14 protein-coding genes are annotated in these 13611 nt (G+C 73.3%); 7 read left to right on the forward strand and 7 right to left on the reverse strand.

What is annotated here, in order from left to right; translation table 11 throughout:
- Positions 1 to 315 precede the first annotated feature (315 nt).
- A complete protein-coding gene (locus ACGF4C_RS38045; RefSeq protein ID WP_393573029.1) occupies positions 316 to 1410 on the reverse strand; it encodes a GNAT family N-acetyltransferase in 1095 nt (364 codons plus the stop codon).
- A 42-nt stretch (positions 1411 to 1452) separates the two neighbouring features.
- Positions 1453 to 1896, reverse strand: a complete 444-nt coding sequence (locus tag ACGF4C_RS38050) for a hypothetical protein (protein WP_393573031.1) — start codon at positions 1894 to 1896, stop codon at positions 1453 to 1455.
- A gap of 222 nt (positions 1897 to 2118) precedes the next feature.
- On the opposite strand from ACGF4C_RS38050, the gene ACGF4C_RS38055 reads away from it, so the two are divergent.
- The 4 genes from ACGF4C_RS38055 (at position 2119) to ACGF4C_RS38070 (ending at position 5235) form a co-directional block, all read left to right on the forward strand.
- Complete coding sequence (locus tag ACGF4C_RS38055) at positions 2119 to 2850, forward strand: YoaK family protein (RefSeq protein ID WP_393573033.1); 732 nt, start codon at positions 2119 to 2121, stop codon at positions 2848 to 2850.
- A 120-nt stretch (positions 2851 to 2970) separates the two neighbouring features.
- Positions 2971 to 3777 (forward strand): SGNH/GDSL hydrolase family protein, encoded by an 807-nt coding sequence (locus tag ACGF4C_RS38060; protein ID WP_393573035.1) that lies wholly within the window; start codon positions 2971 to 2973, stop codon positions 3775 to 3777.
- A 286-nt stretch (positions 3778 to 4063) separates the two neighbouring features.
- Complete coding sequence (locus ACGF4C_RS38065; RefSeq protein WP_030415749.1) at positions 4064 to 4327, forward strand: hypothetical protein; 264 nt, start codon at positions 4064 to 4066, stop codon at positions 4325 to 4327.
- Positions 4328 to 4506: 179 nt separating this feature from the next.
- Positions 4507 to 5235 (forward strand): TetR/AcrR family transcriptional regulator, encoded by a 729-nt coding sequence (locus ACGF4C_RS38070; RefSeq protein WP_393573037.1) that lies wholly within the window; start codon positions 4507 to 4509, stop codon positions 5233 to 5235.
- Between the two features lie 63 nt (positions 5236 to 5298).
- Here ACGF4C_RS38070 and ACGF4C_RS38075 read toward each other — a convergent pair whose 3' ends face one another.
- Positions 5299 to 6576 (reverse strand): type ISP restriction/modification enzyme, encoded by a 1278-nt coding sequence (locus ACGF4C_RS38075; protein WP_393573038.1) that lies wholly within the window; start codon positions 6574 to 6576, stop codon positions 5299 to 5301.
- Between the two features lie 247 nt (positions 6577 to 6823).
- Here ACGF4C_RS38075 and ACGF4C_RS38080 point away from each other — a divergent pair, with 247 nt between their 5' ends.
- Positions 6824 to 8215 carry an MFS transporter gene (locus ACGF4C_RS38080; RefSeq protein WP_393573039.1) on the forward strand — a complete coding sequence of 464 codons (1392 nt, stop codon included), beginning with the start codon at positions 6824 to 6826 and terminating at the stop codon, positions 8213 to 8215.
- Positions 8216 to 8242: 27 nt separating this feature from the next.
- Here ACGF4C_RS38080 and ACGF4C_RS38085 read toward each other — a convergent pair whose 3' ends face one another.
- A complete protein-coding gene (locus tag ACGF4C_RS38085) occupies positions 8243 to 8554 on the reverse strand; it encodes a putative quinol monooxygenase (protein WP_393573041.1) in 312 nt (103 codons plus the stop codon).
- A complete protein-coding gene (locus ACGF4C_RS38090) occupies positions 8551 to 9441 on the reverse strand; it encodes an SDR family oxidoreductase (protein ID WP_393573043.1) in 891 nt (296 codons plus the stop codon). The genes ACGF4C_RS38085 and ACGF4C_RS38090 overlap by 4 nt, the downstream gene beginning before the upstream one ends.
- 152 nt (positions 9442 to 9593) lie before the next feature.
- On the opposite strand from ACGF4C_RS38090, the gene ACGF4C_RS38095 reads away from it, so the two are divergent.
- Complete coding sequence (locus ACGF4C_RS38095) at positions 9594 to 10523, forward strand: LysR family transcriptional regulator (RefSeq protein WP_393573045.1); 930 nt, start codon at positions 9594 to 9596, stop codon at positions 10521 to 10523.
- Here the strand turns inward: ACGF4C_RS38095 and ACGF4C_RS38100 are convergent.
- Together ACGF4C_RS38100 and hmgA are read right to left on the reverse strand one after the other, a co-directional pair.
- Positions 10498 to 11247: a GntR family transcriptional regulator gene (locus ACGF4C_RS38100; RefSeq protein WP_393573047.1), complete on the reverse strand. Its 750-nt coding sequence runs from the start codon at positions 11245 to 11247 to the stop codon at positions 10498 to 10500. The two genes, ACGF4C_RS38095 and ACGF4C_RS38100, sit on opposite strands and share 26 nt — an antisense overlap.
- Before the next feature lie 16 nt (positions 11248 to 11263).
- Complete coding sequence (gene hmgA / locus ACGF4C_RS38105) at positions 11264 to 12610, reverse strand: homogentisate 1,2-dioxygenase (protein ID WP_393573049.1); 1347 nt, start codon at positions 12608 to 12610, stop codon at positions 11264 to 11266.
- Positions 12611 to 12712: 102 nt separating this feature from the next.
- Between hmgA and ACGF4C_RS38110 the strand changes: the two genes are divergently transcribed.
- The gene (locus ACGF4C_RS38110) at positions 12713 to 13348 is read left to right on the forward strand and encodes a TetR family transcriptional regulator (RefSeq protein ID WP_393573051.1); all 636 of its coding nucleotides are present in this window, start codon (positions 12713 to 12715) and stop codon (positions 13346 to 13348) included.
- Positions 13349 to 13611: the final 263 nt, after the last annotated feature.

Here is a 13611-nt window from a genome sequence, read left to right on the forward strand (position 1 = left end):
ACCGCGGTCGGCCGGCGAGGACCAGATGCACCAGACCCCCCACCGCGCACCGCACCGGACGCCTCCGCCGGCTGTTCCTCCCCCGGAACAGCACGGCGGTCCTCGTCCGGAACGGCTGGAAGTGCGTCGGAAATGAAGTGCGACGGAATGGACGAGGAGGACTCTAAGGCAAGACGTTGCATGTCAAATACCCTTTAGGGCAATTGGCCACTGCGTACTGATGTACGCCTGTATTCATGCACCGGCGTACGCCCTCTTGGATATGCACGAAAGGCCGCGGAATACCGGGCCGAAAGGGCCGTACGGGCGCCGGAATCAGCGTCCGGTCCGGAGCCGCCCGACCTGCTTGAGCAGGCGGTCCGCGGGCTCGAACCACTCGGGGCGGGCGAGCACCGCATTGCGCAGCGCACGCACCGGCGCGCGCCGCGCCCAATGCACCGGTGCGGCCGGATGCCGTCGCATCACCCATCCCTCGGACACCGTGAGTTCACGGGTTTTGAAGGAATCCTTGTATTCCTTCGCGCCGCGCCCCAGATCGAGATATCCGAGCGACTCCGCGGCCGCCGCGCGTGCCATGCCCAGATGCAGCACGAGTCCGGGTGAATACTTCGCGAACTGCGGGTCGTAGGCCGGGAACCAACAGGCGAGGACGGAATCGGAACGCAGCCCGAAGTGTGCCGCGACCGGCCGCTCACCGGCGTACAGCACGGACAGCAGCCCGGTGCAGGATTCCGTGCGCGTGTGGAACAACTGCTGCACCAGCCGCACGATCCAGGGGTGCGCGAAGCGGTCGCCGCGGCCGGTCCTGCGGTACTGCGCGGACTTCCACCGCAGCAGCGTGCGCAGTGCCGCCGGGTCGCGCTCGTCGTGGACGTGGCGCAGCGGACCGACGTCCCGGCCGAGCCGGCGCTCCTTGGCCAGGGTGGTCCGGGCGAACTTCGGCGCCCGCGCCCGCAGTCCGGCCAGATACGCCTCGAAGCCCTGGTCCACATCGATGACCGGCGAGGCGAACCGCCCGAACGAGCGGGTTTCGAAGGCGTCCTGGCCCGCCACGAGGTGGTCGAACTCCAGCACCGACAGCCCGCAGGCCCGGAGCAGTTCCCGGGCGTCCCACCGCAGGCCCGGCCGGTGCACCAGCCCCTGCGCGTCCGACAGGCCCAGCCCGACCGCCCGGCCCACCCCGAGGGCGGACCGCTGGAAGGGCAGGAACCCGGCCGGGCGGCCGTCCTCCCGCAGCACCGCGATCCGTACGCCGCTCCGGCAGCGGCCGACGGCCAGCGCGAAGGCGGGGGAGAGGAACGGGTTCGCCAGCTGCGGCGCCCCGGCCGCCCGCGCCCCGGCCTGCATCTCGGCCCAGGCGTCGCGTTCGGCCCCGGTCAGCTCGCCGGGCCGGTGCACCGTGATCTCCATGTCCGTGCGCTCCCCCTCCGTCCGTACGGCCGGCCCGTACGGTCAGTCCGTACCGCGTGCCCGCGCCCGGCCGGCCCGGCGCCGTACCGCGCAGCCCAGCAGCAGCACCCCGCTGAACGCGGCCACGGCGAGCACCCCGCCGCGCACCGACCACAGATGCAGCGCCAGCATCGCCTGGGCCACCAGCAGGTCGACGGCGAGCGCCCCGGCGCCGGCCACCACCGCCCGGGCGAGCGGATCCATCCGCCCGAGCGCCACCGCGAGCGCCCCGGCCGGCGCCATCAGGAGGAAGAAGAGCGTGAACGGCGCGCGCAACGGCGAATCGAGCCCGGTGAGCGCCAGAACCGCGCCCATCACACCGGCCGAGACCGCGGCACCCAGGGCCAGCGACCGGACCACGCCGCCCGGCGGTGCGTGCGCCGCGGGCGGTGCGACGGGCGGGGACGGCTCGTACGGGCCGTCGCCCCGGATGGTGTCCGTCTGCATGAGCGGCTCTGTCCTCCCCCGGCCGGATGCCGGGCTCAATGTCGCGTAACGCCCGGAGCACCGTCAAGGCATGAAGAAGGCCGGAAACGACCGCAACCCGGGCGGCAGGAGGAGGCCGCCGGGCCGCCCACAGACGGCGCAATGACCGTGGCCGGGGACCGGGCCCGCGGAGACTGGGGGTGAGAGCGCGAGGTGAGGTGCCCGCGGGAAGGAGCCGGGCCCGTGGAGCCGCCGAGCGGAATCGCCCTGACGGTGGTCATGGTGTGTCTGACCGTGGCCACCGGCGTGGTGGACGCGATCACCTTTCTGACGCTCGGCCAGGTCTTCGCCGCCATGCAGACCGGCAATCTGCTCTTCCTCGGCTTCGGTGTGGCGGGCCAGGGCGGACTGCCCGTGCTGGCGACGGCCGTCTCGCTCGGCTCCTTCGCCCTGGGCGCGGCCCTCGGGGCCCGGTGGGAGTCCGGACTGGCCGCGCGGGAGCAGCAGTGGTTCCCGGCCGGGCTGTTCAGCGAGGCGGCCCTGCTGGCCGGCGCGGCGGCGGTCGCCTGGGGGATGGATCCGGCCCCCGGACTGCCACCGGGCCGGCGCTACGCGGTCATCGGGCTGATGGCGCTGGCGATGGGCATGCGCAACGTCACCGCCATGCGGTCCGCCCCGCCCGACCTCACCACCACCGTGGCGACCCGCACGATGACGGCGCTGGTCAGCGGTTCGGTGCTGGGGCACGGCAAGCGGCCGGGACACGGCAGCCGGACGGCGGTCCGGCGTCTGCTCTCGGTGGGCGCGTTGTTCGCGGGCGGTCTGCTCGGGGCCGCGCTGCTCGGCCTGGGTACCCGGCCGGCGCTGGTGATCCTGCTCGTGGCCGCCTTCCTGGCGGGCACCGCGGCGGTGGTGCCCGCACTGGTCCGACGTGAACACCACGGCGAGGGCCAGGGGCAAGGGGCAGGGCAGTGAACATCCGCCCGGATCAGCACATTTACCGTGAACATGAAACAACTTTTGGCATGGACACTTCCGGTTACCGGCGAGTCTTGCTACGACGGATGTGGCAGAGATCCTGCTAAGGGAGGTTCCATGAGACTGTCCCGATTCGCGGCCTTGACGTCCGCCTTCTTCGTCACCACGGCGCTCGCGCTCACCGGCGCGAGCGCCGCCGCGTCCGCCCAACTCCCCACCGCAACCGGCTACGTGGCACTCGGCGACTCCTACTCCTCGGGCGTCGGGGCCGGCAGTTACGACAGCGCCAGCGGCTCCTGCAAGCGCAGCAGCAAGGCGTACCCGGCCCTGTGGGCCGCCGCGCACTCCCCCTCCTCCTTCCAGTTCACCGCCTGTTCCGGCGCCCGAACGGGTGATGTTGTCAGCGGACAGCTCGGCCCGCTCAACAGCTCCACGGGCCTGGTCAGCATCACCATCGGCGGCAACGACGCCGGATTCGCCGACACCATGACGACCTGTGCGCTCCAGGGCGAGAGCGCCTGCCTGGCCCGGGTCGCGCAGGCCAGGACGTACATCGACAACACCCTCCCCGGCAAGCTCGACACCGTGTACAGCGCCATCTCCCAGAAGGCCCCGGCCGCGCACGTGGTGGTCCTGGGGTACCCGCGCTTCTACAAGATCGGCGGAAGCTGCTTCGCGGGCCTCTCCGAGAAGTCCCGCACCGCCATCGACGCCGCGGCCGACGACATCAACGGCGTCATCGCCAAGCGCGCCGCCGACCACGGCTTCGCCTTCGCCGACGTCAACACCACCTTCGCCGGCCACGAGCTGTGCTCCGGCAGCGCCTGGCTGCACAGCGTGACCTATCCCGTCGACGAGTCCTACCACCCGACCTCCGCCGGCCACTCCGGCGGCTATCTGCCGGTGTTCGGCTCCGCCGCCTGAACAGCCGCACCCCGGGGGCGCGTCCCGGGCGCCGGGGAGTGTCCGTGAGATCCCGGTCTCTCCCCGGCGGACCGGGCGGCCCGCCAGCCGCCCGGAAGCCCTCCCTCCGGAAACTTCCGCACCGTCAACTCCCCCTGGGACACGGCCTTTAGGTGACATTCCGTATGGTGTGCGTCAACGTCATGGCGAGGCAGGTGAATCCGTTGACCGGTCTGCACGCGTGTCCTCCAAGAGAGATAGGGTTACCCTGCCCGGGCCGGGTGCCCTCGTAAGGGTGGGGAGAGTCATGGAACAGATAACAGTGCGTAGCAGGGCCAGAGTCCCTGCGATCAATTGCGGGAGCGGTGCGTCCAGTGCGCGCCTCGACCGCCACCTCGCGGTGCTGGGTGGCCCCGCCATCCCGCAGCGGGAGGCGGAAGGCGCGACCTCGCTGATGCAGGAGCTCACCGCGCGCGACCACCTGCGGACGAGGAACGGCCGCGGCGCCAGGGTGTCGCTGTTCGCACCGCTGCGCAGGCTGCGGCGCTCGCTCTTCGGCGGACACGGCTGAGCCGTTCGTCACACGGCACCTCGGGCGGCCGGCCCGTCCCCGCCCGGCCGGTCCGCTCCCGACCACCCGTCACCACGTGACGGGTGGTTTTTTCGTGCCCGCCCCCACGGAGCCGGCCGGCACCGTCCCCCAGGACGTGCGCGCCCACGTCACTAGAATGGTGACGAGGTGATCGATTCATGGCAGCAAGCGGCCGCGCGGCCGGACCCGAGGTGATCTGGGCACGACCCGAGCGGGCCGGCCGCGGCCCCCGCCCCGCCTTCACCCGCGACGAGATCGCCGAGGCCGCGGTGCGGATCGCCGACGAGTCCGGGCTCGCGGCGGTCTCCATGCGACGGGTGGCGACCGCGGTCGGCTGCGCCACGATGTCGCTCTACAACTACGTCCCCGGCAAGGGCGACCTGATCGACCTCATGGTCGACCTCGCCGTCGGCGAATACCGGCTGCCCGACCGCCCGTCCGGCGACTGGCGCGCCGAACTGCTCCAGCTCGCCCGCCAGGCCCGCGAGATGATGCGCCGGCACCCCTGGCTGCCGGGCGCCGTGCTGTCCCACACCTTCCTCGGGCCCAACGCGCTGCGCTACATGGAGCACTCCCTCGCCGTACTGGAGCACTCCGGGCTCGACGACGCGCTCAAGCTCGAACTGATCTCGATGCTCAACGGCACCGTCGTCTCCATGGCCTCCGCCGAGCAGGCGGCCGCCGAGCGCGCCAAGGAATCCGGCCACAGCCCGGAACAGCGGCAGGCGGCCCAGGCCGGCTATCTGACGTCGGCGGTGGCCACCGGCCAGTACCCCCTCATCGCCCGGGTGCTGGCCGGCAGCGGACCGGTCGGCGACCCCGACGAGGTATTCGACCGGCTCATCGGCCGGGTCCTGGACGCCTACGCGGGCCCGGCCGCCGGCTAGGCACGGCCCGGGCGGCCACGGGGACGGACGGCCACCGGGCGACGGGCCACCGGCCAACGGCGCTCACACCAGCGCGAACTGCCCGTCCGGGCCCTCCTCGTGGTGGTCCAGCACGGACGCCGGGCGGCGGGCCGCGGACGGCGGGGGCAGCACACCCGTGGCCCGCAGCTCACCGGCCGGCAACTGCGGTGCGTCCGCGGTGGCCATCGCCAACTCCTGCTGCTCCGGCGTCAGTTCGGCCAGCAGTGCCAGTACGGTGATCAGCTCCAGCAGCTCCGAGGTCCACTCCTGCGGCCAGTTGGCCGGACCAAGCGCCGCCAGCGAACCGGCCTCCGGCGGCGTCGCCGTACCGTCCTCCGCCGTGCCGGTGCGGCCGGCGAACCAGTCCGCCAGCACCCGCACCCCGCCCGCCGAGAAGTCCCACACGCCCTGCGGCACCGGCGAGATCCGGCCGCCGTCGCCGAGCAGCAGCGCCTCGTCCGCCGGGTCGTACGCCAGGCTCCGCGGCAGCCCCCGGGCCGGCAGCGCGGCGCGGACGTACGGGCGGCGGCCGCCCGGCATCCGGGGCCGCCCGCCGGGACCCGCGCAGCCCTCGGGCGGGCCGTCCCCGGGCACGTACCCGCCGCGGGTGTACAGCCACAGCAGCCGCTCGCCCAGTGCCACGCCCCGCGTCCACACCCCGGCATCGGCGGTCAGCGGCACCACGGCGCCGTCGGGGGAGTGCCGGGCGCTCGCGGCCACCCAGGCGAGCAGCTGCGCCGGCTCCACCGGGCGGTCCAGCCGGCGGCTGAGCAGGGCGAGCAGCCCGGGGGCGAGGTTCGGCTCACGGCCGCCGGGCCGCCGGTAGAGCGGATGGATCCGGCCGGGACGTCCGGCCGGCGACCGCCCGTCGGGCAGCAGCGCCGCGCACACCACCGCGGGCCCGGCCGGCTGCGGCAGCCGGCCCGGCTCGACCGCGTACAGCTGCCGGGCGTCCGCCACCCGCCACAGCTCGGGCCGGGCCGCGTCGATCAGCCGGTGGTCGGGCAGCAGCCACTGCTGGTCGAACGGGCCGTGCTGGATCCGCACCGGCTCGGGGCACGGGCCGGCCGCGCGGTACAGCCGCCCGGTGGCGGTCCGCTGGCCCGGCAGCTGGCCGACCGCGGAGTACAGCGTCCGGGCCCGGGACGGCCGGAACAGGCGCTCGCGGGCCGCGGTGTCCTCGGCGGCCACCAGCGCCCGCCAACGGGCCCGCAGCGCCGCCGGATCCGGCGACCGGACCCAGGAACGGCCGAGCCGCAGCGGCGCCACGGACCACGGCATCAGATCGGACAGCCGTGGCGCGTCCTGCTTCGCCGTCACGCGGAGCCCCTCCCGGACCGTTCGGTTGACCCCGGCATGGTAGCGACGGCCCCCGCGGCTCCGCCCGGCCGGCCGGACCGGATCCACCCTCCCAGGCGACCCGACGCGGTCTTCCGCTTACTGATCTTGGCGGAGTACGGTCCTCGCCGTACGCCCGGCACCGCGGTGCGGACGTTGCTCCTCCGGCGACGCCTGAACGGCGCGGGAGGACCCCATCGCGCCGGGACCTGCTCAGGGGAGGACCGCCATGACGGACACCACCTCCCCCACGCCTGAACGGCGCGGGGGAAGCCCCATCGGCAACCGGGCCGCCGCACGGCTGGACCGGCTGCCGGCGTCCCGGTGGCACCGCCGGACCACCCTCGTCGTCGGCATCGGCGCCTTCTTCGACCTCTACGAGATCTTCCTCGGCGGAGTGCTCGCCGCCGTCCTCGCCGAACAGTGGCACCTCGGCCACACCGCGAAGTCCTGGGTGATCGCCGCCGGCTTCCTCGGCATGTTCGTCGGCGCGAACCTGCTCTCGGTGCTCGCCGACCGCCTGGGACGGCGCCGGATGTTCCTGGTCAACCTCGGCGCCTACTCGGTGTTCTCACTGGCCGCCGCCTTCGCCCCGGACCTGCCGTGGCTGCTGGCGCTGCGCTTCCTGGCCGGCCTCGGCCTGGGCGCCGAACTCGTGCTGGTCGACACCTACCTCGCCGAGTTCCTGCCCCGGGCGGTACGCGGCCGGTACCTCGCCCACGCCTACACCCTGGGCTTCGTCGGCGTGCCGGTCGCCGCACTGCTCGGCGCCCGGCTGGTGGCCGCGCACCGGTTGTGGGGCATCGACGGCTGGCGCTGGCTGCTGGTGGCCGGTGCGCTCGGCGCCGCTTTCATCCAGCTGATCCGCCGCCAACTCCCCGAATCCCCACGGTGGTTGACCGTGCAGGGGCGGCACGAGGAGGCTGAGCGGATCGTGGCCGGGCTGGAGGAGCGGGCCGCCCGGGAGACCGGCGGCAGCCTGCCCTCCGTACCGGAGACCGAGCCCGTCCCGGAGCGGCGGGTGCCGCTCGGTGCGATGTTCCGCGGTGACTACCGCCGGCGGACCGTCATGTGGTGGATCTTCCAGGTCCTGCAGACCGTCGGCTACTACGGCTTCGGGTCACTGGCACCGGTGGTGCTCACCGCGAAGGGCCACACCGTCACCGACTCCCTGCTCTACGCCGCGCTGAGCTTCTGCGGCTACCCGCTCGGCTCCGCGCTGTCCGTCCCGCTCATCGACCGGATCGAGCGCCGCACCCTGATCATCGCCGCCGCACTGGCCATCGCCGGCTGCGGCCTGGCCTTCGGCTTCGCCGACGCCACCTGGGCGATCGTCGCCTTCGGCTTCCTGCTGACGGTGGCCAGCAACGTCTTCTCCAACGCCTTCCACGTCTACCAGACGGAGCTCTTCCCCACCGGCCTGCGCAGCAGCGCCATCGGCATCGCCTACTCCCTCTCCCGACTCACCTCGGTCGTCCTCCCCTTCATCGCCCTCCCCGCCCTCACACATCTCGGCCCCGCCGCCGTCTTCACCGGCTCCGCCGGCCTGATGCTGCTGCTCTGCGCGAACGTGGCGGCGCTGGGCCCGCGCAGCACGGGGCGCAGCCTGGAGAGGATCTGACCGGGCCGCGCCCCGCGCTGCGGTCGTTCATCCGCCGACGGAGGTCACCGACGTGCTCTCGTAGTGCTTCATCTCCTCGATGTCACCGATGTACGGCCTGACATGAGCGAGGAAGGCGGGGAAGTGCGGGCCGCCGCGGAAGCCCTTGAGGTGGTCCTCGACGGAGGTCCACTCGATGCGGAGGATGTAGTGCTCGGGCTCCTCCACCCCGTGTGCCAAGTCGTACCCGAGGCACTCGGGCGCCGCGTCGAGCTGCTCGGCGGCCGCCGCGTACGCCTGCTCGAAGGCGGCCCGCCGCGTGGGGTCGGTGATCGTGTAGCGGATGTACTCGGTGGTCATCGCAGATTCTCCTGAGTGGGAACGGGGCCGGCCTGCAGGGCAGTCGCATGGTCGGCGAGGAAGGTTTCGATCGGAAGGGCCGGACGGCCGAGCAACCGGGGCACGGTGTCGGAGACGACCCGGGCCGCACCGGCCGCGTAGAGGCCGTACAGCTCGACCAGCCCGTCGGCCTGCCACGCGGACATGCCCGTGCCGAGCAGCGCGGTACGGGCCTGCTCCGGCGTGATCGCACGGTAGGTCAGCGCCCGGCCGAGGGCACTGCCGAGCCGCTCGGCGATCTCGTCGTGGTCCATCGCCCGCGGGCCGGTCACATCGAGCACCGCGCCCTCGTGGCCGTCCGTGGTGAGCACCGCGGCGGCGACCTCGGCGATGTCGCGGGCGTCCACGTACGACACGGCGGCGTCGCCGGTGGGCAGCGCCAGCGTGCCGGTGCGCCGCAGGTCCGGCAGCAGCCCCAGGAAGTTCTGCAGGAAGCCGTTCGGCGCCAGCACCGTCCACGGCAGGCCGCCGGCCTCGAGGTGGTCGAGCGCCGCGGTGTGCGCGTCGAAGAACCGCACCGGGACGGTCCGGTGCCGCACGCCGATCGCCGCCTGCAGGACGACCTTGGGGCGGCCGGCTGCCGCGACGGCGTCGATCACGTTCCGGGCCTGCCGTGCGGCGTCCGGGCCGACCGGAGTCAGCAGGTGGACCGCCTCGATACCCTCCGCGGCCGCCACCAGCGAGCCGGCGTCGTCCAGGTCCGCGACCACCGGCTCGACGCCGTCGTCCCACTCGGCGGGCACCCCGCCCGCGTCACGTACCAGCGCACGGACCGCGGCGCCACGGGCGCGCAGCGCGCGCACCAGCGGCCGGCCGACGGTGCCGGTCGCACCTGTCACCAGAATCATGCGTCCCCCAGGGTCAACGGGCTTGCTGTACTTGGTCGTTCAGCCCGGACCACGCTAGGCGCGGGTCCCCTCGTCAACAAGCGCAGCTTGTTGTCGGTCGACAAGGCGGGCTTGTCGACGGGGGCGGCCGGGCGGCCCTACCATGCGGTCGCATGGAACCCGAGCTGCGCCAGATGCGGTACTTCGTGGCGGTGGCCGAGCGCCGCAGCTTCACCCGCGCCGCCGACGACGTGTACGTCGCCCAGCAGGCTCTCAGTCAGCAGATCAAGGCGCTGGAGGACACCCTCGGCGTACGGCTGCTGGACCGCACCTCCCGCCGGGTCGAGCTCACACCGGCCGGCGCCGCCTACCTGGCCGACTGCAAGCGGCTGCTCGCCGCCGCCGGCCGCGCGGCCCAGCACGCCCGGGCGGTGGCGGACGGCGAGGCCGGGAAGCTGCGCATCGCCTACACGGTCACCGCTGTGTACGAGACCCTCCCCGCGCTCACCGCCCACCTCGCCGCCCGGGCGCCCCGGCTGAAGGTGGAGACCCGGGAGATCTTCGCCGCCGACGTCTGCCGGACGCTGCGGGAGGAGCGCTGCGACCTCGCGCTCGCGCCCCGGGCCGGCTACCCGAAGGGCATCGCCCGGCGGACCGTGCGGCGCGAGGCGCTCATGGCGGCGGTCGGCGACGGCCATCCGGCCGCCGGGGCCCCGGCCGTGGAGCTCGCCGGGCTGCGCGACGAGACGTTCCAGCTGTGGCCGCGCGAGATGGCGCCCGGCTACTACGACGCGGTGGCCGGTGCCTGCCGGGCCGCCGGATTCGAGCCGGTGCTCGACGAGACCGCCTCCGGCTCCAACGCCTGGGCCGCCATCGCCGCCGGGCGCGGGGTCAACCTCGTCGTGGCCTCGCTCGCCCACCAACTCCCGCGCGGCATCACGCTCGTGCCCCTCGCGGGGCCCGCGCCCGAACTCCGCCTGGACGCCGTCTGGCGGGCCGAACATCCGCATCCGGCGGTGACCCGCGTCCTCGACGCGTGCACGGAGCTCTGGCCCGCGGAACGGGCCGGCGGCGCGGTCAGTGCGCGTCCAGCGTCACCGTGAAGGAGAAGCGGTCCCCCCGGTAGTGAATACGCGCGACGTCGACCGGGCGGCCGTCGGTGTCGTAGGTGACACCCGTGTAATCGAGGATCGGGCTGAGGAGGGGCACCTCCAGGAGGCGGGCCGTCTCCGGGTCGGCCAGGCGGGCCTCGACCGTGTCGGTGATCCGGCTGATCCGGACCCCCACCGCGTCCCGCAGCACCTTCGTCATCGGCCAGCGCAGCAGATCCGCCGGGTCGACCCGCTCCGCGACGTCGGGGCGCACGTAGTTGCGCGCGTGATTGGTCGGCTCGCCCGTCTTCTCGTCGCTGCGCAACCGGCGGAACCCGGCCACCTCCGTCAACCCGGGGAAGTACTCGGCCAGTTCGGCCGGGACCGCGACCGGTCCGTGGTCCAGCAGCTCGGTGCTCATCCCGGACTGCTGGGCCACGATCGCGTCCACCGAGCCGAGCAGCCGCACCGGCGCACCGCGCCGCGCATTCGGCTCGATGAACGTGCCACGGCGCCGGTGCCGGCTGATCAGCCCCTCCGCCTCCAGCTCCTTGAGCGCCTGCCGCATGGTCAGCACGCTCACGCCGTAGTGCGCCGCGAGCGCGTCCTCGGTGGGCAGCCGCAGCGGGGCGTCGGGGGAGCGGCCCAGTATGGAGGCGCGCAACGACTGCGAGACCTGGTACCACAGCGGCAGCTTGCGGTTCAGGTCCAGCGAGTCGGGAGCGAAGGTGGTCACGAGCGGTCCCCGGATGTCACAGGCGGAAGTGGCGCTGGAGACCCTGCCACACGTCGTCGTAACCGCGCTGCAGATGGCCGGCGTCCCGGGCCTGGGCGGTGAGCGTCAGCGGCCACCGGGTCTCGAACATGAACGCCAGCCCGTCGTCGATCTTCTGCGGCACCAGCTCGGCGGCGCTCGCCTTGTCGAACGTCTCCCGGTCCGGCCCGTGCGCCGACATCATGTTGTGCAGCGACCCGCCGCCCGGCACGAAGCCCTCCGCTTTGGCGTCGTAGGCACCCTCGATCAGCCCCATGTACTCGGTCATCACATTGCGGTGGAAATAGGGCGGCCGGAAGGTGTCCTCGCCGACCAGCCACCGCGGGGCGAAGACCACGAAGTCCACGCCGGCCAGCCCCGGGGTGTCGGACGGCGAGGTCAGCACCGTGAAGATCGACGGGTCCGGGTGGTCATAGCTGATCGACCCGATGACGTTGAAGCGCCGCAGGTCGTAGACGTACGGGACGTGATTGCCGTGCCAGGCGACGACGTCCAGCGGCGAGTGGTCGTAGGTGGCGGTCCAGAGGTTGCCGCAGAATTTGTTGACGACCTCGACGGGGCCCTCGACGTCCTCGTAGGCGGCGACCGGCGCCCGGAAGTCCCGGGCGTTGGCCAGGCCGTTGGCGCCGATCGGACCGAGGTCGGGGAGCCGGAAGGGCTGCCCGTAGTTCTCACAGACGTAACCGCGAGCTGCCGGGCCCTGCCCGTCGGGCGCAGCGTCCAGCAGCTCGACGCGGAACCGCACCCCGCGCGGGATCAGCGCCACCTCGCCCGGTACGGCGCGCAGCAGCCCGAGCTCGGTGCGCAGCAGCAGCCCGCCCCGCTCGGGGACGATCAGCAACTCGCCGTCCGCGTCGCTGAACACCCGCCGTTCCATGGACGCGTTGGCGTGGTACAGGTGCACGGCCATGCCGCTGCGCTGCGCCGCGTCGCCGTTGCCGCCCAGCGTCCACAGCCCGTCGAGGAAGTCCGTCGGGCCCTCGGGGTCGGGCAGCGGGTTCCAGCGCAGCCGGTTGGGGTCGGGGGCGCACTCGGTGAACGGCGCCGAGCGCACCGCGCGCGGCTCGGCGCGGACGAACGGCGGGTGCGCGGCCGACGGGCGGATGCGGTACAGCCAGGAGCGGTGGTTGGCCGCCCGCGGTTCGGTGAACGCCGAACCGCTGAGCTGCTCGGCGTACAGCCCGAGCGGGGCCCGCTGGGGGGAATTGCGGCCCGTCGGAAGCGCGCCCGGGACGGCCTCCGAGCTGTGCTCGTTGCCGAACCCGGTGGCGTACACCAGCCCTTCGGCCGTCTTCCTCGCCTGCTCGTTGGCCGTGCCTGTCATCGCGCGCTCCCGCCGCTCAAGGAATCCTATGGAAGACCTTAGGATTGCGGGGGTGGGCCGTCAACGGACACTCCCGGCCGGAAGGGCGGGCAGGATGGACGGGTGCAGCCCCCGCCCCCGCGCCCCGACCGGCCGCCCCGCTCCCTGCGCCGCGCCCCCGTGCAGCGGCGCAGCGCCCAGCGCCTGGCCCGCATCCTCGACGCCTGCGCCGAACTCCTCGACGAGACCGGCTACGAGGACCTCAGTACCCGGGCCGTGGCCGGCCGGGCCGGCGTCCCGATCGGCTCGGTCTACCGCTTCTTCCCCAACAAACGGGCCATGGCCGAGGCACTCGCCCACCGCAACCTCGACGCCTACGCGGACCGGATCACCGCCCGGCTGACCGCGCCGGAGGGGCAGCGGCTGGAATGGCGCCGGGCGATGGACGTCGTGATCGACGAGTACCTCGCCATGAAACGGACCGTCCCGGGGTTCGCCCTGGTCGAGTTCACGGTCCCCGCGCCGCGCGAGTCCCGCCAGGCGAACTACGAGGTCGCGGACCGCCTCCTGGCCCTCCTCGCGGGGCGCCTCGGCCTGGACCCGGCCGATGCGCAGCTCCGCACGGCCTTCCTCGTCGGCGTCGAAACGGCCGACGCGTTGCTGCAACTGGCGTTCCGCGTCGACCCGGCCGGCGACCCGGCCATCGTCACCGAGGCGAAGTCACTGCTGCGGGCTTATTTGTCCCAGTATCTGGGGTAGTTTCCCGCCGTTCCGCTGCGCTTTGCGGCGCCCCGTACGTACTTGGCTTTCCCGTCGCGGGGCTTGGTCGCCGTTGCGCTTTGCGGCGCCTCCCACGTACTTGGCCGTCCCGTCGCGGGGCTTGGTCGCCGTTGTGCTTTGCGGCGCCCCGTACGTAGCTGGCCGTCCCGCCGCGGGTGGTCTCGCCGTTGCGCCTGCGGCGGGCTGGGTGGTTGTTGGGTGCGGTGCCAGCCCTACAGACTTCGTCCTCCGGTCTGTCCCCT

Source organism: Streptomyces sp. NPDC048197 (genome assembly GCF_043202395.1).
Classification (GTDB): domain Bacteria; phylum Actinomycetota; class Actinomycetes; order Streptomycetales; family Streptomycetaceae; genus Streptomyces; species Streptomyces siderophoricus.